This window comes from Stenotrophomonas cyclobalanopsidis, from assembly GCF_008710035.1.
GTDB lineage: Bacteria > Pseudomonadota > Gammaproteobacteria > Xanthomonadales > Xanthomonadaceae > Stenotrophomonas > Stenotrophomonas cyclobalanopsidis.
This window is the reverse complement of record NZ_VYKI01000008.1, coordinates 36,681-57,948: the sequence shown is the minus strand read 5'-3', so window position 1 is coordinate 57,948 and position 21,268 is coordinate 36,681. Positions and strand designations below refer to the sequence as shown.

General features: G+C 62.9%; 18 protein-coding genes. 6 read left to right on the top strand and 12 right to left on the bottom strand.

Annotation, left to right across the window (positions count from 1 at the left end; all coding sequences use genetic code 11):
* Positions 1–77: 77 nt before the first annotated feature.
* The 3 genes from FJU31_RS08450 to FJU31_RS08440 all read left to right on the top strand — a co-directional run bounded on the left by FJU31_RS08450 (position 78) and on the right by FJU31_RS08440 (position 2,893).
* Positions 78–1,844, top strand: coding sequence for a bifunctional diguanylate cyclase/phosphodiesterase (locus FJU31_RS08450; RefSeq protein WP_246161257.1), 1,767 nt, complete (start codon positions 78–80; stop codon positions 1,842–1,844).
* Positions 1,845–1,958: 114 nt separating this feature from the next.
* Positions 1,959–2,405 carry a chemotaxis protein CheW gene (locus tag FJU31_RS08445; protein WP_150454347.1) on the top strand — a complete coding sequence of 149 codons (447 nt, stop codon included), beginning with the start codon at positions 1,959–1,961 and terminating at the stop codon, positions 2,403–2,405.
* Between the two features lie 188 nt (positions 2,406–2,593).
* Complete coding sequence (locus tag FJU31_RS08440; protein ID WP_150454346.1) at positions 2,594–2,893, top strand: hypothetical protein; 300 nt, start codon at positions 2,594–2,596, stop codon at positions 2,891–2,893.
* A gap of 31 nt (positions 2,894–2,924) precedes the next feature.
* On the opposite strand, the gene FJU31_RS08435 is transcribed toward FJU31_RS08440, so the two are convergent.
* The 4 genes from FJU31_RS08435 to FJU31_RS08420 are packed head-to-tail and all read right to left on the bottom strand — an operon-like array spanning position 2,925 to position 4,850.
* A complete protein-coding gene (locus tag FJU31_RS08435; protein ID WP_425473669.1) occupies positions 2,925–3,296 on the bottom strand; it encodes a VOC family protein in 372 nt (123 codons plus the stop codon).
* Between the two features lie 34 nt (positions 3,297–3,330).
* The gene (locus FJU31_RS08430; protein ID WP_246161256.1) at positions 3,331–3,678 is read right to left on the bottom strand and encodes a nuclear transport factor 2 family protein; all 348 of its coding nucleotides are present in this window, start codon (positions 3,676–3,678) and stop codon (positions 3,331–3,333) included.
* 5 nt (positions 3,679–3,683) lie between these two features.
* Positions 3,684–4,085: a VOC family protein gene (locus FJU31_RS08425; RefSeq protein WP_150454344.1), complete on the bottom strand. Its 402-nt coding sequence runs from the start codon at positions 4,083–4,085 to the stop codon at positions 3,684–3,686.
* Positions 4,086–4,106: 21 nt separating this feature from the next.
* A complete protein-coding gene (locus FJU31_RS08420; RefSeq protein WP_150454343.1) occupies positions 4,107–4,850 on the bottom strand; it encodes an SDR family NAD(P)-dependent oxidoreductase in 744 nt (247 codons plus the stop codon).
* A 132-nt stretch (positions 4,851–4,982) separates the two neighbouring features.
* On the opposite strand from FJU31_RS08420, the gene FJU31_RS08415 reads away from it, so the two are divergent.
* Entirely contained in the window at positions 4,983–5,870 is an 888-nt protein-coding gene (locus FJU31_RS08415) for an AraC family transcriptional regulator (protein WP_150454342.1), read from the top strand.
* A 23-nt stretch (positions 5,871–5,893) separates the two neighbouring features.
* Here the strand turns inward: FJU31_RS08415 and FJU31_RS08410 are convergent, their stop codons facing one another.
* On the bottom strand, positions 5,894–6,631 hold the full coding sequence (locus FJU31_RS08410; RefSeq protein ID WP_150454341.1) for an SDR family NAD(P)-dependent oxidoreductase: 738 nt from the start codon (positions 6,629–6,631) through the stop codon (positions 5,894–5,896).
* Positions 6,632–6,727: 96 nt separating this feature from the next.
* Between FJU31_RS08410 and FJU31_RS08405 the strand changes: the two genes are divergently transcribed.
* Both FJU31_RS08405 and FJU31_RS08400 read left to right on the top strand, forming a co-directional pair.
* Entirely contained in the window at positions 6,728–7,123 is a 396-nt protein-coding gene (locus FJU31_RS08405) for a winged helix-turn-helix transcriptional regulator (RefSeq protein WP_150454340.1), read from the top strand.
* Positions 7,124–7,728: 605 nt separating this feature from the next.
* A complete protein-coding gene (locus tag FJU31_RS08400; protein ID WP_150454339.1) occupies positions 7,729–8,085 on the top strand; it encodes a hypothetical protein in 357 nt (118 codons plus the stop codon).
* A 601-nt stretch (positions 8,086–8,686) separates the two neighbouring features.
* Here FJU31_RS08400 and FJU31_RS08395 read toward each other — a convergent pair.
* The 7 genes from FJU31_RS08395 to FJU31_RS08365 all read right to left on the bottom strand — a co-directional run bounded on the left by FJU31_RS08395 (position 8,687) and on the right by FJU31_RS08365 (position 21,048).
* Entirely contained in the window at positions 8,687–9,469 is a 783-nt protein-coding gene (locus tag FJU31_RS08395; RefSeq protein WP_150454338.1) for a 3-hydroxybutyrate dehydrogenase, read from the bottom strand.
* A 76-nt stretch (positions 9,470–9,545) separates the two neighbouring features.
* Positions 9,546–10,043: a hypothetical protein gene (locus tag FJU31_RS19440; protein ID WP_246161255.1), complete on the bottom strand. Its 498-nt coding sequence runs from the start codon at positions 10,041–10,043 to the stop codon at positions 9,546–9,548.
* A 217-nt stretch (positions 10,044–10,260) separates the two neighbouring features.
* Complete coding sequence (locus FJU31_RS08385) at positions 10,261–13,896, bottom strand: YobI family P-loop NTPase (protein ID WP_150454337.1); 3,636 nt, start codon at positions 13,894–13,896, stop codon at positions 10,261–10,263.
* An 859-nt stretch (positions 13,897–14,755) separates the two neighbouring features.
* Positions 14,756–16,321 (bottom strand): glutamine-hydrolyzing GMP synthase, encoded by a 1,566-nt coding sequence (gene guaA / locus FJU31_RS08380; RefSeq protein WP_150454336.1) that lies wholly within the window; start codon positions 16,319–16,321, stop codon positions 14,756–14,758.
* Positions 16,322–16,432: 111 nt separating this feature from the next.
* The gene (gene guaB, locus FJU31_RS08375) at positions 16,433–17,890 is read right to left on the bottom strand and encodes an IMP dehydrogenase (RefSeq protein ID WP_116863273.1); all 1,458 of its coding nucleotides are present in this window, start codon (positions 17,888–17,890) and stop codon (positions 16,433–16,435) included.
* A 274-nt stretch (positions 17,891–18,164) separates the two neighbouring features.
* The gene (gene folD / locus FJU31_RS08370; RefSeq protein WP_150454335.1) at positions 18,165–19,040 is read right to left on the bottom strand and encodes a bifunctional methylenetetrahydrofolate dehydrogenase/methenyltetrahydrofolate cyclohydrolase FolD; all 876 of its coding nucleotides are present in this window, start codon (positions 19,038–19,040) and stop codon (positions 18,165–18,167) included.
* A gap of 175 nt (positions 19,041–19,215) precedes the next feature.
* Positions 19,216–21,048, bottom strand: coding sequence for a monovalent cation:proton antiporter-2 (CPA2) family protein (locus FJU31_RS08365; protein WP_150454334.1), 1,833 nt, complete (start codon positions 21,046–21,048; stop codon positions 19,216–19,218).
* Positions 21,049–21,268 lie beyond the last annotated feature (220 nt).

Below are 21,268 nucleotides of genomic sequence, written 5' to 3'. Positions count from 1 at the left end.
GCAAATCTGGCAACGCCCATGGTTCAAGGCATTGCGACGATCTGGCTCCCGCGTTCCCGTTCAACCGGTTAAAGCACATGGCCCCTACCCGCTCTGAAGAACGCATGTCGACATTGGGCAGCCTGGATGCCCTGGACGAGGTTGTCAGCAGTTCACTGGACCGCCTCACTGAACTGGCCACGCGCCTGTTCCAGACCGACGTGGCCTTCGTTTCCCTCGTTGAGACCGACCGCCAGCGGATGATTGCCCGGCAGGGCCTGGACGTTGCCGAGATGCAGATCGAGCATTCCATCTGCGCCCACACCATCCGCTCCGCCGAGGGCATGGTGGTCGCCGACCTGCGCGCCGACCCTCGCTTCACTGGCAACCCGCTGGTGGTGAAGCCGCCACATCTTCGGTTCTACGCCGGCGCGCCGTTGCTGGCCAAGAATGGCGTAGCCATTGGCGCCCTCTGCGTGATGGACCCTGCAACCCGAACGTTTTCCGAAGACGACCGCAGGCAGCTTCAGACACTGGCCATTGCGGTCATGAACGAGCTTGAGCTGCGGGTCCTCACGGGCCGCCGCGACCCTGTCAGCGGACTGCCCAACCGCCATCAGTTCTCGCTGGACTATGCCGCCTGGTCGGCACGCGCCCCACAGCGCGTGTGTGTGGCCGTATTGGTAGACGTGCTGGATCTACCAAGGGCGAATGAAGCTGGGCAGGTGCTCGGCATGGCTCCGCTGGAAGCGCTCATCCGCCGCGCAGGTGCGCGCATCAAGTCCGCCCTGGAAGGCGTCGCCGAGGTCTACCACGTGGGGGTGACCCGGTTTGCATTCGTGCTGAGGAAGTCTGATGGTGAGGCTGCCGAGCGGATGGTGAACGAGCTGCAGGGCCGCCTGACCCGCCCCATGCTTGCTGCCGCCGTACCGATGTCCCCGATGTTCCATGCCGGCCTGTGCGAGATCGAACTGGACCGCCACAGCGCCGACGATGTCCTCCGACGCATGCTGATCGGCCTGCACTGCGCGCACAGCACCGGCGCACCGTTCTGCTGGTACTCGGCCAGCCGGGATGCCGGCTTGAAGCGCGGCTATCGTCTGGCGACCGACGCGGAGCGAGGACTTCTGAATGATGAATTCTATCTGGTGTACCAGCCGCGCTATCGCGCGCGGGATCTGGTGCCGGTGGCCGCTGAGGTACTCCTGCGCTGGAACCATCCCGACCTGGGCGCAGTGAGCCCGGCCGAATTCATTCCCGTGTTTGAGCGCACTGCACTGATGGAGGTGGTGACCGACTGGGTACTCGACCGTGCATTGACGCAATTGGCCCAATGGCGTCGGGAAGGGATTTCGATGGTGCTGTCCATCAACCTGTCACCGCGTGATGTTGCACGTGTTGGCATGTCCACCCGCCTGCTTGCACATATCCAGAGGCACGGCCTGCGTTGCCAGGATGTGGAAATCGAAATTACCGAAGGCGAGTGGCTCCGTGCGGATTCGCCGCCCGGCGAGCAACTGAAAGAGCTGGCAGCCGCTGGAGTGCGCCTGGCCGTGGATGATTTCGGCAGTGGCTACAGCAACTTTGGCTACCTCACTGAGTTGCCCATCCACACCATCAAATTGGACAAGTCGATGATCGACGACCTGTCCACGGATACCCGCGCGCAACTGAAGGTGCAGGCGGTCATCAGACTGGCTCAAGGCCTGGGTTACAACACGGTGGGCGAAGGTGCCGAGACCCATGAGCAGGTGGCCCTGCTGCAGGCGTACGGCTGCGACGAGATCCAGGGCTTTGCGTTGTCGCGCCCGGTAAGCGCCACGGAGCTGGCCCAATTGCAGACGGCGCCGTACGTTCTGGCGTGAGTCATACGCCGGGCTGAACGGGGCTGAGTGCGTTCATCTTCTTCGCACACTGTTGTCTAGGCGAAGCGGGCATGATGGCGGCGTAGCAGCAATGCCCCTTCCACTGGATTCCCTTTGCAGCCGTCTTCCCCCTCGGCCGGATCACCGGCCTCGCCGTCGCGTACCTTCTTTGAGTACCTGGCCGTACGGGCCGGTGAGCAGTGGTTCGCGGTGGACGTCCAGGCCGCCGTCGAGATCCGCGGCCCGGAGACCTTTGACCGCCCGGTGGGCGAAGGCGGGCCCAGGCTGACCGTCCGCGGGGACGCCCTGCGCGTGGCCGATCTGCGCCGCCTCAGCGGGCTGGCCCCGTTCACCTACACCTGTGCGGCAATGGTGCTGGTGCGCGCGGGGAGTGACGTAATCGGCTTGGCCGTGGATGAAGTGGGCGACATCGAAAGCGTCCCCCGCAAACAGCTGCGGGCGGAAAATCCGCTGGGGTATGTGTTCTGCAGCCAGAGCATTGCCATGGCCGACAACGGCGAAATACCGCTGATCGACCCGATGTTGTTGATCGCCGCGTAGCCCGTGTAGAGCCGAGCCCACGCTCGGCTGTTCTTGCCCATCACGCCCGGCAACGTTGAGCCGAGCGTGGGCTCGGGCCTACCCCCCTTCTCGCCGCCCTCGCAACGCGTGCTGTAGGGTGGCGCCATCTGGCTCCTCTGCGGTGCGAATCCTTCGTTCCCCTGTCTAGCCCTCTACCGGCTCGACACATGAACTCACCTTCTGCATTCCGGGTGCTCCGCATCCGGCCGCTGCTGCGCCTCAACGGCACCGTCGAGCGGGTGGATGTGCTGCACGGCGCCTGCGCGAACTGTGGACACCAGGCTCGCTATTCCCAACCTGGCGGTCTGCGGCAGGTCGGCCTGGACATCGAGTTGACCTGCGCCCACTGCGGCAACACCGGCACGTTGACCGAGGCGCGCATCTTTGCCGCGTGGGTACAACAGGTACGGCGGGACCGCGTACTCGTCCTCGCCGGAATCGACCCCGAAGCGCTCTACGGCCCTTAGCCGCCTCACCCTGCGCCGCGCGCGCAGCGGCCTATTGGCACACCACTTCCACATTCACCCCATCCGGGTCCAGCACATACGCCGCGTAATAGCCGCGGTGGTAGCGTTCGCGTATGCCGGGGGCTCCATTATCGACGCCCCCTGCGCCCAGCGCCGCCTGGTGAAACGCGTCCACCTGGGCCCGCGTTGCGGCCGCAAAGGCAATGTGGGTGCCCTGCCCTGGCACGCCCTTATCGTGGAACCACAGGCAGGGGTAACCCTCAGCGCCGAAACCATGGCGCGCACCGCCTGTGGCCGTCCGCACCTGCAGCACATGCACGATGCCCAACGGTGCCAGTGCACAGGCATAGAACGCGCGGGAAACCGCCGCATCGCGCACGGCAAATTCAATGTGGTCCAGCAAGCTCATCGCACGCTCCTCATGGTGGTGTGGTGCTTCACTCCAGGTCCGCATCGATACGCGTGATACGCCCCGCCGTGTCCAGCGTCATCACCAGGCGGCCAGTCTCATGGCCGAAGTCACCCTTGAAATCGACCCGCACGCAACCCCGCCCGCGGGCGTCGGCATCCACCGCCAGAATGCGGGTCACCGTGTGGTACGCCACGAAATAGCGCGCAATGTAGTCCCGCACGCCGGCCGCGCCGTCAAAACGGTGGCCGGTGGACGGGTCATCAATTACCGCATCCGGCGTGAACAGCGACACGGCCGCATCCACGTCGAATGCATTGGTCGCCGCCACCAGCGCGTCGGCAGTGCTGCGCATCCTTTCCATCGAAGCAGGCATACGTATCATCCTCCGTGTTGCCAGGGTTTGTGCACGAATTCCAGGCTGTAGCCATCCAGATCCCGCACCTGTGCAGCGTAGTAGCGCCGGTCGTAGTGCAGCTGTGCGCCCGGCAGGTGCATCACCGTGGCGCCCGCATCCAGCGCCGCGGCGAACGCCGCGTCCACCTGCGCCGTGGAAGCGGCGGCAAAGCCCACATGCACCGCCTGCGGTGCCGGCACGCCCTGCCGCAGCCAGAAGAACATTCGCCCACCCGCGCCGAACCCCTTCAGATCCGGGTGGCCGGGCGGGCCTTGGCGGCCGTCGTAATCCAGCCGGCGGTCGATGCCCAGCAGCGGCAGCACATGGCTGTAGAAGGCGATGGCTCGCTGCGTATCGGCAACGGTCAGAAATACATGGTCCAGCATCAGAGGGCTCCTGTGCAGTGATCAGATGACATAGCCGCCGGACACTTCCACGTTCTGCGCCGTCACCCATCCGCTGTCCGCGCACAGCAGCGATGCAATGACCCGGGCCACTTCCTCCGGCTCGCCCACCCGGCCCAGCGCGGTCTGCGCAGACAGCGCGGTTTCGAACGCCGCGTCCAGGCCGCCGCCCAGCTCGGTCCGGATCGGCCCCGGCGATACCGAATTAACGCGAATGCCCTGCGGCCCGAACTCCTTGGCCATGTAGCGTGTCAGCACTTCCAGCCCGCCCTTGAAGGCCGCATACGGCGCCACCCCGGCCGTCGCCACCCGCGTGGTGGCGCTGCTGACATTGACGATGGACGCCTGCGGGCCCAGCAGCGGCAGCAGCATCTGGGTCAGGAAAAAGGGGCCTTTCAGGTGCACGTTGAACAGGCCATCAAACTGCGCCTCGCTCACCGTGGCAATGGGGTTGAACAGGCCATGGCCGGCGTTGTTTACCAGCCCGGTCAACTGCGCGGTGGGCCAGTGTGAAGCCAGGGCATGTTCCACCTCCGCGCGGAAGCCGGCAAAGGTGTGCACCTGGCCCACATCCAGCGGCAGCGCCACAGCCGGGCCGCCTTCGTCGGCAATCTGCCGCACCACGGCCTGGGCAGCCTCTGCGTTCTGCTGGCAGGTCAGGATGATGCCGTGGCCGCGGCGTGCGCAGGCCCGGGCGGTGCTGGCGCCAATGCCGCGGCTGCCGCCCGTGATGAGGGTGATGGACATGGACACTCCGTATTGGGGACAGCCCTCACCTTAGGCAAACGGGCCCGCAGCGGCCGTCCGGATCCTCGCCCATTCCTGCCCAATCCTGCTTTGTGCCTTGCGCACGCGCCGCGCGAAGCGTCCAATGCCGGCATGCAAACCCAGCTTGAAGAACTGCGCGCGTTGACGGCGCATGCCCAGAACCGCCGAACGGAGACGGGCATCCCGCGCGTATCGATGGTGCAGGGCGCCGTACCCGAGCACGAACTTGCCGCCGTCTACGAGCCGATGGTCAACCTGATCCTGCAGGGCAGCAAGTCGATGACCGTGGGCAACCAGACCCTGCATTACGACCCAGCCACCTACTTTGTGATGTCCGTGGATCTGCCCGCTGCCGGCGTGGTGCGCAGCAGCGCTGCCGGTGCACCGTATCTGGCGGTCGCCCTCAGCCTGGACCCGGTGCAGCTGTCAGGCCTCCTGGCCGACCTGCCCCCGCCTGCCCCGGCCGCGCAGGCCAAGGCTTTTTCCGTGGCGGCCGTGACCCCGCCGCTGCTCGACGCCTGGGTGCGGCTGCTGCGCCTGATGCAGCACCCCGCCGACATTGCGGCACTGGCCCCGGCCTACGAGCGCGAAATCCTCTACCGCGTGCTGCAGGGCCCGATGGGCTGGATGCTGCGCGATATCGCCAGCCCCGACAGCGCACTGGCGCGGGTCAACCACGCCATCCAGGCGATCCGCCGCGACTATGCCCGCAGTTGGCGGGTGGAAGACCTGGCCGCCGATGCGGCCATGAGCGTTTCCGCCTTCCACCGCCACTTCAAGGCGGTGACCTCCCTCAGCCCGGTGCAGTACCAGAAGCAGGTGCGCCTGCTGCAGGCTCGCACGCATCTGTTGGCCTCCGGCTGCAGCGTCATCCGCGCCGCGCACACCGTGGGCTACGAAAGCCCCACCCAGTTCAGTCGCGAATACGCGCGCGCGTTCGGGCACCCGCCAGCCAAGGATGTCGCGCGCATTCAACAGCGCAGTGCCGGCAAGAGCTGACGACACCGGTCAGGCAGACGCACTCATACCTGCGCCATGCCCCCATCCACCGCCAGCTCGGCGCCGGTGGTGAAGCTGCTCTCGCTGCTGGCCAGGAACAGCGCGGCCGCGGCCACTTCCTCGGCCCGGCCCAACCGCCCCATCGGCACCAGACCGGTAATCGCTTCGCGCACCTCGTCGCTCACCGCATCGAACATCGCGGTATCCACCGGGCCGGGGCTGACGACATTCACGCGGATGCCCTTCGGCGCCAGCTCATTCGCCCAGGTGCGCGCAAACGCGCGCAGTGCCGCTTTGCTCGCGCCATACACGCCGTAGCCCTTCGTTCCGATGGCCCCGGCAATGGAGCCGATCAACACGATGCTGCCACCGGCCGGCATCAGATCAAGCGCACCCTGCGCGGCAAGCAGTGCCGCGCGCACGTTCAGCGCGAAGGTGCGGTCGAACAGGTCTTCGCTGACGTCGCCCAGGATCGCGAACTCGGAAATACCGGCGTTGATGACCAGCACATCGATGCGGCCTGCCTCCGCACGGATGTGATTGAACACCTGTGCAAGCCCAGCCGTCGTGCCCGCATCAGCGCGCAGCGGGTGGATGCGCCCGGTTCCCGTTTCCGCCGAGGGCTGCGGCGCGGCCTCCCCGGCTGAGCGGCTGGTGGCGTACACCGTTGCGCCCTCGGCGGCGAAGCGCAGCGCGATCGCGCCACCAATGCCTGAGCCGCCACCGGTCACCAGGGCCACTTTGTCCTGCAATCTTTTCATTACGACCTCGCTTGGGTAAGTGCGGTCGATGATATACAGCTTATACTTACGGCAGAATACGCACTTAAGCTAGCGTAGATATCGTGGAGTAAACCGATGGCCCGCCCTGCCCGCCCGCATACCCGTACCGACTGCGTTGCCGAAGACGCGCTGATCGACGTGCACCGTTCGCGCCCGATCCTCGAACAGATCGCCAGCAAGTGGTCGATCCTCATCCTCACCGTGCTGTGTTCGCGCCCTTCACGATTCAACGAAATCATGCGCCGGCTGGACGGCATCACCCACAAAGCGCTGGCCGATGCGTTGAAGCGGCTGGAGCGTAATGGCTTGATTCAACGGCATGTGCTGCCGACCACGCCCGTGGGCGTGGAATACACCATCACCGCGTTGGGGCGTTCGCTGCAGCAGCCGTTCACCGCGCTGTACGACTGGGCCTTGCACTACGGGCCGGAGATGGAGCGCGCCCAGGCTGAGTACGACCAGGCAAGGTAGCGCCGGGCCATGCCCGGCGAGCGCAGCGGCGCCGCTACCCATCAGCTGTCGCATCCGGCTCGCCAACAGCGCCGCTCAGGTCGCTTCAAGGCACACCTCACGCCGTCAACGCGTTCGGCAAGGCCGCTTCATACAAGAACTAGTAAGCGGGAAGCGTCACAAGCGCCTGCGCTCGCCGCGCACTTTGCGTCATTCCTAGTCGTGAACGGCGTAAGTAAAGCCCGATGGCGTCATTCACTGTCGCGTGCGTCCGGGATGAAGCATGCGACACTCGCGCCTGCCTCGCCAATGTCCTCATGATCTTCGGATTTTTCTCATTGCATCGAACAAGCAGGCGTAAACACCATGGCATGCCACTGACAACGAGTGGCCGGGTCTGCAAACCCGCGATGCATTGATGTGCCTGTTGTTTGCGCTTGCCCGCCGGTACCGCCCGGAAACCGGTACCGGCGGGCAATCCGTCGGCCTGTATGGCGGGCGGTGCGTGGGGGTATTCGTACCCACCGGCCAATGGCACATATTGCATCCCGGTTTGCAGCCACGCACCGTCCGCCACCCGCTTCCGCGTGGTGGCGCTGTTAAGTACAGCCACGGAAGCCGACGCCATGACCATTCGCAAGAACCCGCCCTTCTCCGTCGATGACCCCATCAACGACGACAACAACCCTTCCTCTGACCTCAGCACCTTTCAGGGTTGCCTCAAGCGCATCCGCGATGGCGAAGGCTCCGATGGAATGCTGTGGCCTGAGGAGAACCTTACCGAAGGCCGCAGGCAGTCGCTGGCCCGGATTGATCGTGCCGCCGTGGCGATTCTGACGGGGGTCGAGATGCTGCATGCAGCACGCCGGTGCGAGTCGGTGGCCACGCCCAGCCGACACCTCGACGAAGGCGTGGTTGAGGGGTTGTTCTTCGCCTGCCGAGAGCTGGCAGAGCTGGTTTGCAGGGAAGTCAGGCCGGCCTGACGATGCGGCAACCGCACGGTAGCGCCGGGCCATGCCCGGCGGAAAACCCGAATGCGCCGCGCTGCGCGCTCGCGGGGCATGGCCCCGCGCTACCACCACCCTTCGCCGGTAGCGCCGGGCCATGCCCGGCGGAAAAACTGAATGCGCCGCGCTGCGCGCTCGCGGGGCATGGCCCCGCGCTACCGCCACCCTGCACCGGTCGCGCCATGCCCGGCGGGAAACGCAAACGCGCCGCGCTGCGCGCTCGCGGGGCATGGCCCCGCGCTACCAACACCCTGCACCGGTAGCGCCGGGCCACGCCCGGCGGAAAACCCGAACGCGCCGCGCCGGGCGCTCGCGGCGCATGGCCCCGCGCTACCACCACCTGCACGGTAGCGCCGGGCCATGCCCGGCGGGAAACCCACACGCGCCGCGCTTCGCGCTCGCGGGGCATGGCCCCGCGCTACCACCATCTCGCACCGGTAGCGCCGGGCCATGCCCGGCGGATAACCCCAACGCGCCGCGCCGCGCGCTCGCGGGGCATGGCCCCGCGCTACCACCACCCTGCACGGTAGCGCCGGGCCATGCCCGGCGGAAAACCAAACGTCCCTTGCAGCCACGCTTAGCGCGCGGTCCAACCGCCATCCATCGGAAGCGCCGTGCCTGTCATCTGCGCCGCGGCATCCGACGCGAGAAACACCACCATCTCCCCAAGCTGCTCCGGCGTCACGAACTGCAGCGATGGCTGCTTCTCGGCCAACAGCTCACGTGCAGCGGATTCCTGGTCCGTTCCTCCCCGCTCCGCCAACGCGGTAATCTGCTTCTCCACCAGCGCGGTCCGCACCCAGCCCGGGCAAATGGCGTTGGCCGTAATGCCCGTGCCCGCGGTCTCCAACCCGGTGACCTTGGTAAACCCGACCACGCCATGCTTGGCGGCCACATAGGCCGACTTGTTCACCGATCCCACCAGGCCGTGCGCCGACGCGATGTTGATGATGCGGCCCCATCCCCGCTGCTTCATGTGCGGCAAGGCCGCCGCCGTTGCATGGAATACCGCCGACAGATTCAGCGCCAGAATCGCATCCCACTTCTCAACGGGGAATTCCTCGATCGAGGCGGTGTGCTGAATGCCCGCATTGTTCACCAAGATGTCGATGCGCCCCAACGTGGCAACGGCGCGGTCGATCATTTCGCGTACCGCGTCGCCACGGGAAAGGTCGGCGCCATCATGCGTCACCCGCACGCCGAACTCGCCTTCCAGGCTGGAGCGGATGCGTTCGATCTCCTGCGGATCGCCAAACCCATTCAGCACGATGTCGGCGCCTTGCCTCGCCAGGGCCGTGGCAATGCCAAGGCCGATACCGCTGGTTGAGCCAGTGACTACCGCGACCTTTCCACTGAACATGGGCAAGCTTCCTTGGGACGGAGGCCCAAGTGTAGATCCACGCCACGCGTGGATGCTCCCCCGCGTCGGCCCGCAGCTAGAACCGCAGGCCCGCCCGATCAACGGTCGCCAGTGGACTGGCCTTCCGCACCGCCTCAAGGAAGAGCAGGAAGTCGCGGTTGAACAGCGTCAAGTTGTTGGTAAACGTCACGCACTTTCGGCCCGCTGCTTTGCTGAAGCACACCTGCCAGACATAGCGCCCGTAGATCCTGTCGGACGTTCGTGTGACTGAGGTGATCTGCGAAAGTGGAACCGCCGTGGGCACCGGCCCCCGCCGCAGATAGAAAGCTTCCGTATCGAAGAAGTAGTGCTCGCGATCCTCTTTTCCATCGACCATCGCTAAGGTCATGGAGCTACCGGAGATCCGGCGAGGCGGGTTCAGACGCAGCCCTGATCCCAACGCAGAACGGGCTTTCAGTGACGCACGCCGATGAATGAGCCAGATGGTAAGCAACGGAAGTGCCGCAAGGGCAGCGACGGCCACGGTTTTCACAACTACCAGTGTGCTCGGCACACAGAACTCCTGGATCAACATTCAGCATTGGCGACCACCCGGTCGCGTGGGGCGACTGATCCACGCCACGCGCGCCGGCCGCGTCCCAAGGACGAAGCCGGTGCGCCATGGTGCCACGGCGCCACATGCGATGGAAAAGCCGCCTTACTACAGTCGCTCGACCAACCGCTGCCCCACTTCCCGATGTGCATCCTGTGGATCGCTCCGAAGCGCTTTTCCCTAGCATCTAAGCATAAATCTACGCATTGCCGCTGGACCTGAATAGATTGATGCGAATATCCCCCAATAGGGACAGTCTCCAGGACGAGATGATCTTCCTCCTTCTAAGCCAATTGACGAGTTCAACGTTCTGAACATTATTCTCAATTGTAGGCTTGTGATACCCGACGTTAATCTCGGAATATGGCCTCGGGAGTTCCGCCAAGATCCCGCGAACCTCTGCCGAACTCAAGATCTTCTCGTACCTGTTGAACAGCGAGATCTGTATGCGGACGGGCTCTGAATTGACAATAGCGGCCCGGGCTCCCTCAGCATTGAGCATAACGGTATCTGCCCCTATTTGCTCAAGGATCATCCCCACCTTGCCGGCCCGCGCCGGTAAGCCACCTAGTGAGGTCAGATCCATCGCCCGGATAGTCGCCAACTTTTGGGCGTCCCCGATATTCTCGCTGAGAAGCTTCTCCCGGAAATCATCGTCAAGCCCGAACTCCGCGACTTCCATAAGATACTTGTCAATATTCTTCGCCACAAATAGCAGCTGAAGATCGATCTGTTCCGCGAGCGCCGATACCGTGTCATTGGAGAAGCTAATACGCGCCTCCTCGATCAAAATTCTCCATTTACTGGCGTCAAGCTCGTCCGGGAATTTACTGAAGGTCCTTGGGAGCTGCTTGACGTATGCGCGGTAGGTAGTGTCCTCCAACGCATTATTGCTGATCAAGAAAAGGCGAAGCTTCGCGGTCTTATCATCACCTGCGATGGGCTGTGCGGTCAAAGCGTCAAGCGCTGCTTTCGTCTCTAGGAAACCGGTAAGAACGCCCGCATCAAAGGCATCACTGTTCATGAAGGCACGGCAGTTTTCCCAGCTGGCCTCGATCCTACCCAGTTGGAAGACAAGGGACTGGAAGCGGACGGGCACGTCATCGAATGACTGGATGGTCGCTGACTGCCTCTCAAGAATTGTACTTATAACGTCAAAATCCACATCCTCTCGCCCAAGCAGGTTAAGGATGGCCGCAACGCTTTCGCGCGTATCGCTATGCAGCGGGAGGAGCACGTCTTTCAGATACAGCTCGAAGCCGTCCTCAATCCGTGAAATCAGTTGGGGATTATCCATGCCAGTCACCGTGGTGAAGTTCTGGGTGCGCAGGGGGGTGAGATCATTGACACCCAAAATTGCGTGAAAAATGAACTCCAGGTTTTCGATCGAGAGTGTGTAAAAGCCCTCTTCGAAGAGGAACCGGGCCACTCCGGGAAAGCCTTCCACACTCGACAGGTCCTGAACTTCAATCCCGAGCAGCGCAAGCCGAGACGGATCAAAGTCAATTCCAAGAGCGAGAACTCGAGCCAGCTTATCTGATACGAACTGCGACACCTTGGGATACGTGACCGGCAAAGCCTCGAGTGCCTGCTCAGAAAGATGGGCGATAACCTGGCCGATATGGGAAAAACCGCGTTCGTCGAGAATAGCAGGAACATAGCCGGGCCAGGTTGCCTGAAGGCCGTCCACCAACTTGGGGATCTCCGCGCCAGCCACATAGTAGCTTGCGAAAAACGCCTCACAATTATCGAAGTCCGAGGCCATGTAAGTGAACATCTTGGCCAACTGCTCTCTATAAGTTGTGGCGTTACTCAGCAGGCAGTCTACGATCTTCACATTCAGGACGTAGGGTTGCCGGAAATCCTCGCCCCGCATTCCGGCAATGACTTCCTTAACATTGTCAATTGGGAAGTCGGGGGGCGGGACAATGAAGCCACGTATCTTGATCAAAAATTTATTGTCATTCGGAGACATCCGACCCGCGTGAAACAGCGACGTATACTGATAGTAGGTATCGTCGATGTGCCCTTCCAGAATAAGAAAACGAGCCAACTCGTGACCATCGCCGAAATCGTTGAAAATGTCTTCCAATTCCTCTGCGCTGATCCTGATGATTTCATTGAATTTTGCTGAACGCAGTCCGGCACCGCTCATCCGCAGCGACTGAAGCTTTTTGGCAGCAAGACTTTTGAACTCTGCCGCGCGCCGTTGGATCTCTTTCTGTCGATCACTGAACGCCCGCAGGCTATCGACTTCAGACTGCAGCCCGGAAATATCGACGTTCTGGTTGCTGGCGCCGTAATAGTTATTGATTGTTACTACCACCTGCTCGGCGGAAATGATCTGATCGAAATCGTCGCTTCTCACAAGATTGCCGATCTCAATCATAGTTTGGCTGTTCCGGCCGACTCGAGATGCCAACGGGGGCAGCCGTTCGACCAACGCCATTGCGTAGATCCGACGCAGCTCAAGCAGATCGGTTGGAACCTGTCTCTCTGCCGAAGCTAGACTGGCCTCTACTTCATCTATTTCTGACCGATTTTTCACCTCGGCGCGGGCGATCAACTCATCGTGGCGAGCAAGAATCTTTGCGAGATTGCCCTTCCCGCTATGCAGACTCTCAAAGTCTCTTGGGAAGACATTCTTATAGATCAAGACGGCCAGAAGCTTGTTCGCGTCTAGAACATTTTCATCATCAAGCTCCAGGTTCGCAGCATAAATCGCATACTCATTAAATATGTTATGAATGAGCCTGAGGTCATTTAGATAGCGCGACACTTCGCGAAGAAACTGCTGGTCAAAGCGACTGTCGAGTGACAGGCGCTTTCCCTGTTCCAGAACCTTATCAATCGAATTTGATGAATTGATAATAGGTATGACAGGAATGATAAACTCGAAGAACTTCGTTCTCTCTGTGTTTATAAACATATCGTCACGCAGTGCGTACAGGAAACGGATAGGTCGCTTCACTCCAGCATTCGCGTTTACGAGACTGTTAATTTCACGCAGGGTTACAAAGATATCAGGATCATCGAACCGATCAAGATCCTCAATAATTACGAGATCATAATTCGTGGATTGAAAGAAATAAACAATCTCATCGAGATGCCTATTTAGTATTGACTCCTGACTAACTGCAGCAGGAGTGATCTCGATATCTTTCAGTGAAATACTCTTGAGCGAGACACCGAAGCTCGCCTTGTAGACTTTATATATAGTTATCCACAGGAAAGAAGCGCCGATCGCAAACCAAATGTAATGCGGCAAGTTGCCGATGGAAACCGGAAGAAAATATGTTCCATCGATAATTTCATCGCGCTTTTGGAAGATGTTCCAAGATGCAGTTGCGCCAATGATTGCAAAAAGAGAAAACAGGATCGACCACCTCCCGGGCGATTCTATCCTTTTGAAGCGTGAGAGCGGGAGCTGGTTCGCATCTGCTCCATAGAGCATCTGCTGCAGGATGCTCCGCTCTATCTCCTGCTTGCTAACTTTCCCTTTAGAGGGAGCAGACTCCGCGAGAAAGGCTGCAAGAGATATCTGCAGAACCGGGCGCCGATACCTCTGCACGAACGACTTTATAATACTACTCTTGCCCGATCCATATGGCCCGGTCAGCGCAATGTTTGACACGCGGGGATTATCTGTCGCGTAGACGAGCGCTTCCGAGTAGACGCCGGCCTCGTCTGCCTTGCTGGTCGGCGCAAGATCGATGAACTTGGTCGGGAGTTCGGCAGTTTGTGTCGAGCGGCCACGCCGACCCGCCATCTTTGCGACTATTTTTCGCAATTTGTCCCCAGATTCCTTTAGGAGAACTACAGATCGTTCGAGCATTGGCAATGCGTCCCCTCGCATCCAAACAAGATGGCAAAGCTTCTGCCAGTCGCCAGCACATTGATTTTTGCACCGACCATTCGGCGTACCCGCCCTCCGGTCAGACGCTCAGCCCCGTTGACCGCCCCATCGTCGTATGGCTCTACGTGTCGTCAGATGCTGGGTACACAAGGTCGCTGAAGATGTTATCACCATAGGTGCCTTACGGCCGCGATCCTTCCCCCAACCGAGATCGAGAGATGAAGAAGGCAAACACGGTATGGAAAAAGCCCGGCAATCCAAGTCCTAGGAGGTGCGCAGGCATGAAGGACCTGCAGGAAGCTCATGACGACGGGATGCAGTCGATCCATGTCGGAAAAAATCTGGCATCCCTGCCAGGGAAGGATGAGAGCTGCTGCTCTCGGTCCAGCAGGGCCCGAACAACGACGGTGTTGCCGCTCCGACAATTAGCCGTGCCAGTGGTTCGGTGCACCGCGTCGGACGACGTACTACAGGGCGACCGAAAGCGCGGCCCAAGTCAAAGCCAAGCTGCCTGAGCCAATTAAGGGGATGATCGACGAACCTTCGTTCGGCTACCTCACTGCCGCTGCATTGTTGGGCATAAAAAGATCACCGGACAGCGAATCTTCCACCACAAGGTCTGGCAGGTGCACAAACGCCCGCTCAGCCAGGGCTCGCCAATCCAGGCGGAGCATTCTCGCGCCGACGGTCCGGATCATCGTTGGGTCACCGAGCTGTGCCGCGTTTTCTGTGGCAGGGATGACTGGCTGAGCCCCATCGATGGAATTCTGTAAATAGTGAAGCTCTCGCTCGCCCCTAGAACAAGGAGGGCGCCTCTCGGCGCCCTCGTTCTTTCAACTCATTCCCACTCAATAGTAGCCGGCGGCTTCCCCGAGATGTCATAGACAACCCTTGAAACCCCCCGCAACTCGTTGATGATCCGATTACTAACCGTCCCCAGGAACTCATACGGCAAATGCGCCCAATGTGCGGTCATGAAGTCGATCGTCTCCACCGCACGCAGCGCAATCACCCACTCATAAGCGCGCGCGTCGCCCACCACACCCACCGACTTCACCGGCAGGAAGACGGCAAACGCCTGGCTGGTCTTGTCGTACAGATCCGCCTTGCGCAGCTCATCAATGAAGATGGCATCGGCCTTGGCCAGCAGTTCGGCGTATTCGCGCTTCACTTCGCCCAGGATACGCACGCCCAGGCCCGGGCCCGGGAACGGATGGCGGTAGACCATGGTGCGCGGCAGGCCCAGCTCAACGCCAAGGCGGCGCACTTCGTCCTTGAACAGCTCGCGCAGCGGCTCCACCAGGCCCAGCTTCATGTGCTCCGGCAGGCCGCCAACGTTGTGGTGGCTCTTGATCACATGCGCCTTGCCGGTCTTGCTGCCGGCCGACTCGATCACGTCCGGGTAGATGGTGCCCTGCGCCAGCCACTTGGCGTTGCTCAGCTTGTTCGATTCTTCATCGAAGATCTCAACGAACAGGTTGCCGATGATCTTGCGCTTGGCTTCCGGGTCGCTCACGCCTTCCAGCGCGGCGAAGTAACGGTCGGCGGCATTCACGCGCACGACCTTTACGCCCATGTGCTCGGCAAACATCGCCATCACCTGGTCGCCTTCCTGCCAGCGCAGCAGGCCGGTATCCACGAACACGCAGGTCAGCTTTTCGCCGATGGCCTTGTGCAGCAGCGCGGCCACGACGGACGAATCGACGCCGCCGGACAGGCCCAGGATCACTTCGTCATCGCCTACCTGCTCGCGCACGCGAGCAATCTGGTCGTCGATGATGTTGGCGGCGGTCCACAGGGTCTGGCAACCGCACACGTCCACCACGAAGCGGCGCAGCAGCGCCTGGCCCTGCAGGGTGTGCGTCACTTCCGGGTGGAACTGCACGCCGTACCAGCGCTTTTCTTCGTTGGCCATGGCGGCCACCGGAATGCGGTCGGTGGTGGCGGTGATGGTGAAGCCCGGCGGTGCAACGGAGACATGGTCGCCGTGGCTCATCCAGACGTTCAGCTTCGGCTCGCCGCCGTGGTCGCTCAGGCCCTTGAACAGTGCATCGGGGTGGATGACGTTCACTTCGGCGTGGCCGAATTCGCGCTGGTCAGCCGCTTCGGTGGCACCGCCCAGCTGCGCGGCCAGGGTCTGCATGCCGTAGCAGATGCCGAAGATCGGCAGGCCGCTGTCGAACACTTCCTGCGGTGCGGCCGGGGCGCCCGGCAGCGTGGTCGATTCCGGGCCACCGGACAGGATGATGCCCTTGGCGCCAAACGCGGCAATGTCAGCCGGGTTGTGGTCCCAGGCCCAGATTTCGCAGTAGACGCCCAGCTCGCGGATGCGGCGGGCGATCAGCTGCGTGTACTGCGCGCCGAAATCGAGGATCAGGATCTTGTCGTTATGGATGTTGGTCATGGCGCCCTGGCAATGCAGTAGGGAAAACGAAAACTTCGAATGCTTTTTCAACAGCGCATAGAGAAAGAGGAACGGGAATCAGATTCCTCGTTCCTCTTTCTCCGGCCCGCGTCAGGCGCGGTAGTTCGGCGGTTCCTTGGTGATCGTCACGTCGTGGACGTGGCTCTCACGCTGGCCGGCGCCGCTGATCTTGACGAACTTGGGCTTGGTGCGCATGTCGTCGATGGTGGCGCAACCCACGTAGCCCATGGTGGCGCGCAGGCCGCCCATCAGCTGATGGATGATGCCGCCCACCGGGCCGCGGTACGGCACGCGGCCTTCAATGCCCTCCGGCACCAGCTTGTCGGCGGTGGCGGCGTCCTGGAAGTAGCGGTCCTTGGACCCCTTTTCCATGGCGGCCAGCGAACCCATGCCGCGGTAGCTCTTGTACGAACGGCCCTGGTACAGCTCGGTCTCGCCCGGCGATTCCTCGGTACCGGCCAGCAGGCCACCGACCATGATGGTCGAGGCACCGGCGGCCAGCGCCTTGCCGATGTCACCCGAGTAACGGATGCCACCGTCGGCGATGAGCGGGATGCGGTCCTGCAGGGCCTCAGCCACCAGGTCGATGGCGGTGACCTGCGGCACGCCGACGCCGGCGACCACGCGGGTGGTGCAGATCGAGCCCGGGCCGATACCGACCTTGACTGCGTCCGCGCCGCTGTCCAGCAGCGCCAGTGCGGCTTCGCCGGTGCAGATATTGCCACCGATGACCTGCACGTGCGGGAAGTTCTTCTTGACCCAGCTGACGCGGTCCAGCACGCCCTGCGAGTGGCCGTGCGCGGTATCGACCACGATCACGTCCACGCCGGCGGCGACCAGCGCTTCCACGCGGCGATCGGTATCGCCCCCCACGCCGACGGCAGCGCCGACCAGCAGGCGGGTCGACAGATCCTTGGCGGCGTTGGGGAAATCGGTGTTCTTCTGGATGTCCTTGACGGTGATCAGGCCACGCAGGGCGAAATCATCGTTGACTACCAGCACCTTCTCGATGCGGTTGCGGTGCAGCAGCTGCAGCACTTCTTCGCTGGCGGCGCCTTCCTTGACCGTGATCAGGCGATCCTTCTTGGTCATGATGTGGCGGACCGGATCGTCCAGCTCGGTCTCGAAGCGCATGTCGCGATGGGTGACGATACCGGCCAGCAGACCGTCGCTGCCCACCACCGGCACGCCGGAGATGTTGTGTGCCTGGGTCAGGGCCAGCACGTCGCGGATGGTGGTTTCCGGGCCGACGGTGATCGGGTCGCGGATGACGCCGGCCTCGAACTTCTTGACCTTGGCCACTTCCGCGGCCTGCTGTTCCAGGCTGAGATTCTTGTGGATGATGCCCATGCCACCCAGCTGTGCCATGGCGATGGCCAGGCGGGCTTCGGTGACGGTATCCATGGCCGCAGACAGGATCGGAAGCTTGAGCTTCAGGTCTCGGGTCAACCGCGTTTCGAGGTTGACGTCCTTGGGCAGGATGGTCGAGTGGGCGGGGACGAGCGAGACGTCGTCGTAAGTGAGTGCTTCAGCCTGGATGCGCAGCATCGGCATACCCGAGATGTGGGGAAGCGCGACATTTTACCCCTTTTTCACGCCCCGTGGGAGGGGGTGGATGCGACGCAGTGTCGCGCGGGCGACGCCTTTGGTAGGCGCCAACCTTGGTTGGCACAAACAGGGAGAGGTCGTCACCCCATCTGGGGCCCAGGCGCCGGACAAATCGTGCCAACCAAGGTTGGCACCTACCAGGAGCGGGTCATGCAGGCCGACGCCGCCCCGGTAGCGCCGGGCCATGCCCGGCGAGCGCAGCGGCGCGGTTGAATCAGGACGCTTCCGCCGCTTCCAGCGTGTTCTGCATCAACGTGGCCACGGTCATCGGGCCGACGCCGCCCGGCACCGGGGTGATCCAGCTCGCCCGCTCGGCCGCAGCCTCAAACCCGACATCGCCCACCAGCCGGCCATCGTCCAACCGATTGATGCCGACGTCGATCACCACGGCGCCCGGCTTCACCCATTCGCCCGGCACGATGCCCGGGCGGCCCACGGCCACCACCAGGATGTCGGCGTTGCGCACGGCCTGTTCCAGCACGTCCTTGGGGGTGAACTTGTGGCAGCTGGTGACGGTGCAGCCAGCGATCAGCAACTCCAGACCCATCGGCCGGCCCACGTGGTTGCTCACGCCCACGATGGTGGCGTTGCGGCCACGCACCGGCTGGTCGGTATGGCCCAGCAGCGTGGTGATGCCGCGCGGGGTGCACGGGCGCAGGCCGAATTCACGCAGGGCCAGGTGGCCGACGTTTTCCGGGTGGAACCCGTCCACGTCCTTGCGCGGGTCGATGCGCTGGATCAGGCGGCGCGCGTCGGGAATGCCCGGCAGCGGCAGCTGGATCAGGATGCCGTTGATCTTGGGGTCGGCATTCAGCTGGTCGATCAGGTCGAGCAGCTCGGCTTCGGTGGTACCGGCCGGCAGATCGTAATCGTAGGCTTCGATGCCGACCTTTTCCGCCGCGCGACGCTTGTTGCGTACGTACACGGTCGAGGCCGGGTCGCCACCCACCAGCACCACGGCCAGACCAGGGCGGCTACCACCGGCGGCCACGCGGGCGTCGACGCGCACCTTCAGGCTGTCGAGCAGGTTCTCGGCGATACGGCGGCCATCGAGGATGCGGGCAGGAAGCTGGGGGGCGGAGTCAGTCATCGAGTGTGGGGGCAGGCGGCGGCGGGGACGCTATTGTCCCTGATTCAGCCCCCCCTCGCCCACCGCCACGGCACCGATCCGCCCGCCCTTGTAGAGCCGAGCCTATGCTCGGATCACGCGCGCAGCGCGGCTCTATCGCAACCTGACTGAAGAGCAGCCGAGCATCGGCTCGGCTCTACTCTTCTTCTTCCGGCACCTGGTCCGCGTTCAACGTGCGGGCCTTGCGCTTGGGCGCGGTGAACGGGGTCGGCGTCGGCACGCCCGGCAGCGCGCTGCCGAACACCATGTGTGCGCCGGCACGCAGGCTGCCGCCGGCCATTTCCAGTTCGAAACGCTCGGCATCGCGCTCGCGGATCTGCTCGGCGATCTCCTGTGCGTCGTCCTCGTCCGCACCCAGCTCCATCAGCGCGGCCTGGCCGAACATCAGCGCCGATTCAAACGTTTCGCGGATCTGGAAATCGACACCGGCATGGATCAGCCGCAGCGAGTGCTCGCGGTCGAACGAGCGCACCAGCAGCTTGGCCTGCGGGAATTCATGCGCGACCAGCTCAACGATGCGGTCGGCATCTTCGGCATTGTTCACGCACACCGCAATCGCCCGCGCGGAACCTGCACCCGAGGCGTGCAGCACGTCAAGACGGGTGCCATCGCCGTAGTAGATCTTGAAACCGAAGCGCTCGGCGTTGTGGATCATGTCCACGTCGTTGTCGATGATGGTCACGTCCACGTCGCGGGCCAGCAGCGACTGGCTGGCCACCTGGCCGAAGCGGCCGAAGCCGATCATCAGCACGCTGCCGGACAGGCCGTCGGCGGTGTCCACGCCTTCCAGGCTCACCTCGGGCTTGGGCGCCACGCGCTTGTAGACCAGCACCACCAGCGGAGTCAGCGCCATCGACAGCACCACCACGGCGGTGAAGTTGGCATTGATGTCCACGTCGATGACGCCGGCACTGGCGGCGGCAGAGAACAGCACGAAGGCGAATTCGCCACCCTGCGCCATCAGTACGCCACGGTCCATCGCCTGTGCGTGGTCGCTGCCCATCAGGCGCGCCACCACGTAGATGCACAGCGCCTTGGCCGCCATCAGCGCCAGCACCAGGCCGACGATCATGGGCCAGTTGCCGGCCACCACGCCCAGGTCCAGCGCCATGCCCACGCTGAGGAAGAACAGGCCCAGCAGGATGCCGCGGAACGGTTCGATGTCCGCTTCGATCTGGTGGCGGAAGGTCGATTCGCTCAGCAGCACGCCGGCAAGGAACGCGCCCATCGCCATCGACAGGCCGGACAGCTGCATCAGCAGCGCCGCACCCAGCACCACCAGCAGCGCGGCGGCGGTCATCACTTCGCGCGCTTTCGATTCGGCAAGCAGGCGGAACAGCGGATTGAGCAGGAAGCGGCCGACCAGCACCAGGCCGACGATGGCACCGACGCCGATCGCCACCGACAACCAGCGCGAGCCCTCGCCATCGGCACTGCCGGCGCTCGGTGCCATCCACGCGACCAGGGCCAGCAGCGGCACGATCAGCAGGTCTTCGAATAGCAGGATGGAGACGATCTTCTGCCCCGACGGCAGCGCGATGTCACCGCGCTCGGCCAGCAGCTGCATCACCACCGCGGTGGAGGTGAGCACGAAGCCGGTGGCGCCGATGAAGGCGACCTGCCACGGCAGGCCGAACAGCTTGGCGATGCTGGTCAGCACCAGCGCACAGGTGACGATCTGCAGCGTGCCCAGCCCGAAGATTTCCTTGCGCAGGCTCCACAGATGCGAGGGGCGCATTTCCAGGCCGATGACGAACAGGAACATCACCACGCCCAGCTCGGCCGTATGCAGGATCGCCTGCGGGTCGGAGAACCAGCCCAGGCCGAACGGTCCGATCGCCAGGCCCGCGGCGAAGTAACCCAGCACCGAACCCAGGCCAAGCCTGCGGAACAAGGGCACCATCACCACCGCCGCGCCCAACAGGGCCACGACCTTGACCAGCTCGCTGGTCGCTGCTTCTACCGCCATGCGGTGTATCCCCGAAAACCGAAATCGGCCTCAACGATAGAGCAAGTTTTCTGACGGCAATAGCATCGACGTTGCGTTTAGTTGTGCTGGAAATGGAACGATGGCGGGATTAAGAAGCAGGATCGTTCCGAAATCGTGCCCTGTAGAGTCGAGCCATGCTCGACAGCCGTTCGCGACACCCCCCCCGCACTCGAGCAAGGGGCGAAAAAAAAAAAGGACA

Bases quoted from the DNA above. Each gene is read 5' to 3' on its own strand.
- FJU31_RS08450 (WP_246161257.1), top strand. From the start codon at position 78: ATGGCCCCTACCCGCTCTGAAGAACGCATGTCGACATTGGGCAGCCTG.
- FJU31_RS08440 (WP_150454346.1), top strand. From the start codon at position 2,594: ATGAACTCACCTTCTGCATTCCGGGTGCTCCGCATCCGGCCGCTGCTG.
- FJU31_RS08430 (WP_246161256.1), bottom strand. From the start codon at position 3,678: ATGCCTGCTTCGATGGAAAGGATGCGCAGCACTGCCGACGCGCTGGTG.
- FJU31_RS08425 (WP_150454344.1), bottom strand. From the start codon at position 4,085: ATGCTGGACCATGTATTTCTGACCGTTGCCGATACGCAGCGAGCCATC.
- FJU31_RS08420 (WP_150454343.1), bottom strand. From the start codon at position 4,850: ATGTCCATCACCCTCATCACGGGCGGCAGCCGCGGCATTGGCGCCAGC.
- FJU31_RS08415 (WP_150454342.1), top strand. From the start codon at position 4,983: ATGCAAACCCAGCTTGAAGAACTGCGCGCGTTGACGGCGCATGCCCAG.
- FJU31_RS08410 (WP_150454341.1), bottom strand. From the start codon at position 6,631: ATGAAAAGATTGCAGGACAAAGTGGCCCTGGTGACCGGTGGCGGCTCA.
- FJU31_RS08405 (WP_150454340.1), top strand. From the start codon at position 6,728: ATGGCCCGCCCTGCCCGCCCGCATACCCGTACCGACTGCGTTGCCGAA.
- FJU31_RS08400 (WP_150454339.1), top strand. From the start codon at position 7,729: ATGACCATTCGCAAGAACCCGCCCTTCTCCGTCGATGACCCCATCAAC.
- FJU31_RS08395 (WP_150454338.1), bottom strand. From the start codon at position 9,469: ATGTTCAGTGGAAAGGTCGCGGTAGTCACTGGCTCAACCAGCGGTATC.
- FJU31_RS19440 (WP_246161255.1), bottom strand. From the start codon at position 10,043: ATGTTGATCCAGGAGTTCTGTGTGCCGAGCACACTGGTAGTTGTGAAA.
- FJU31_RS08385 (WP_150454337.1), bottom strand. From the start codon at position 13,896: ATGCTCGAACGATCTGTAGTTCTCCTAAAGGAATCTGGGGACAAATTG.
- guaA (WP_150454336.1), bottom strand. From the start codon at position 16,321: ATGACCAACATCCATAACGACAAGATCCTGATCCTCGATTTCGGCGCG.
- guaB (WP_116863273.1), bottom strand. From the start codon at position 17,890: ATGCTGCGCATCCAGGCTGAAGCACTCACTTACGACGACGTCTCGCTC.
- folD (WP_150454335.1), bottom strand. From the start codon at position 19,040: ATGACTGACTCCGCCCCCCAGCTTCCTGCCCGCATCCTCGATGGCCGC.
- FJU31_RS08365 (WP_150454334.1), bottom strand. From the start codon at position 21,048: ATGGCGGTAGAAGCAGCGACCAGCGAGCTGGTCAAGGTCGTGGCCCTG.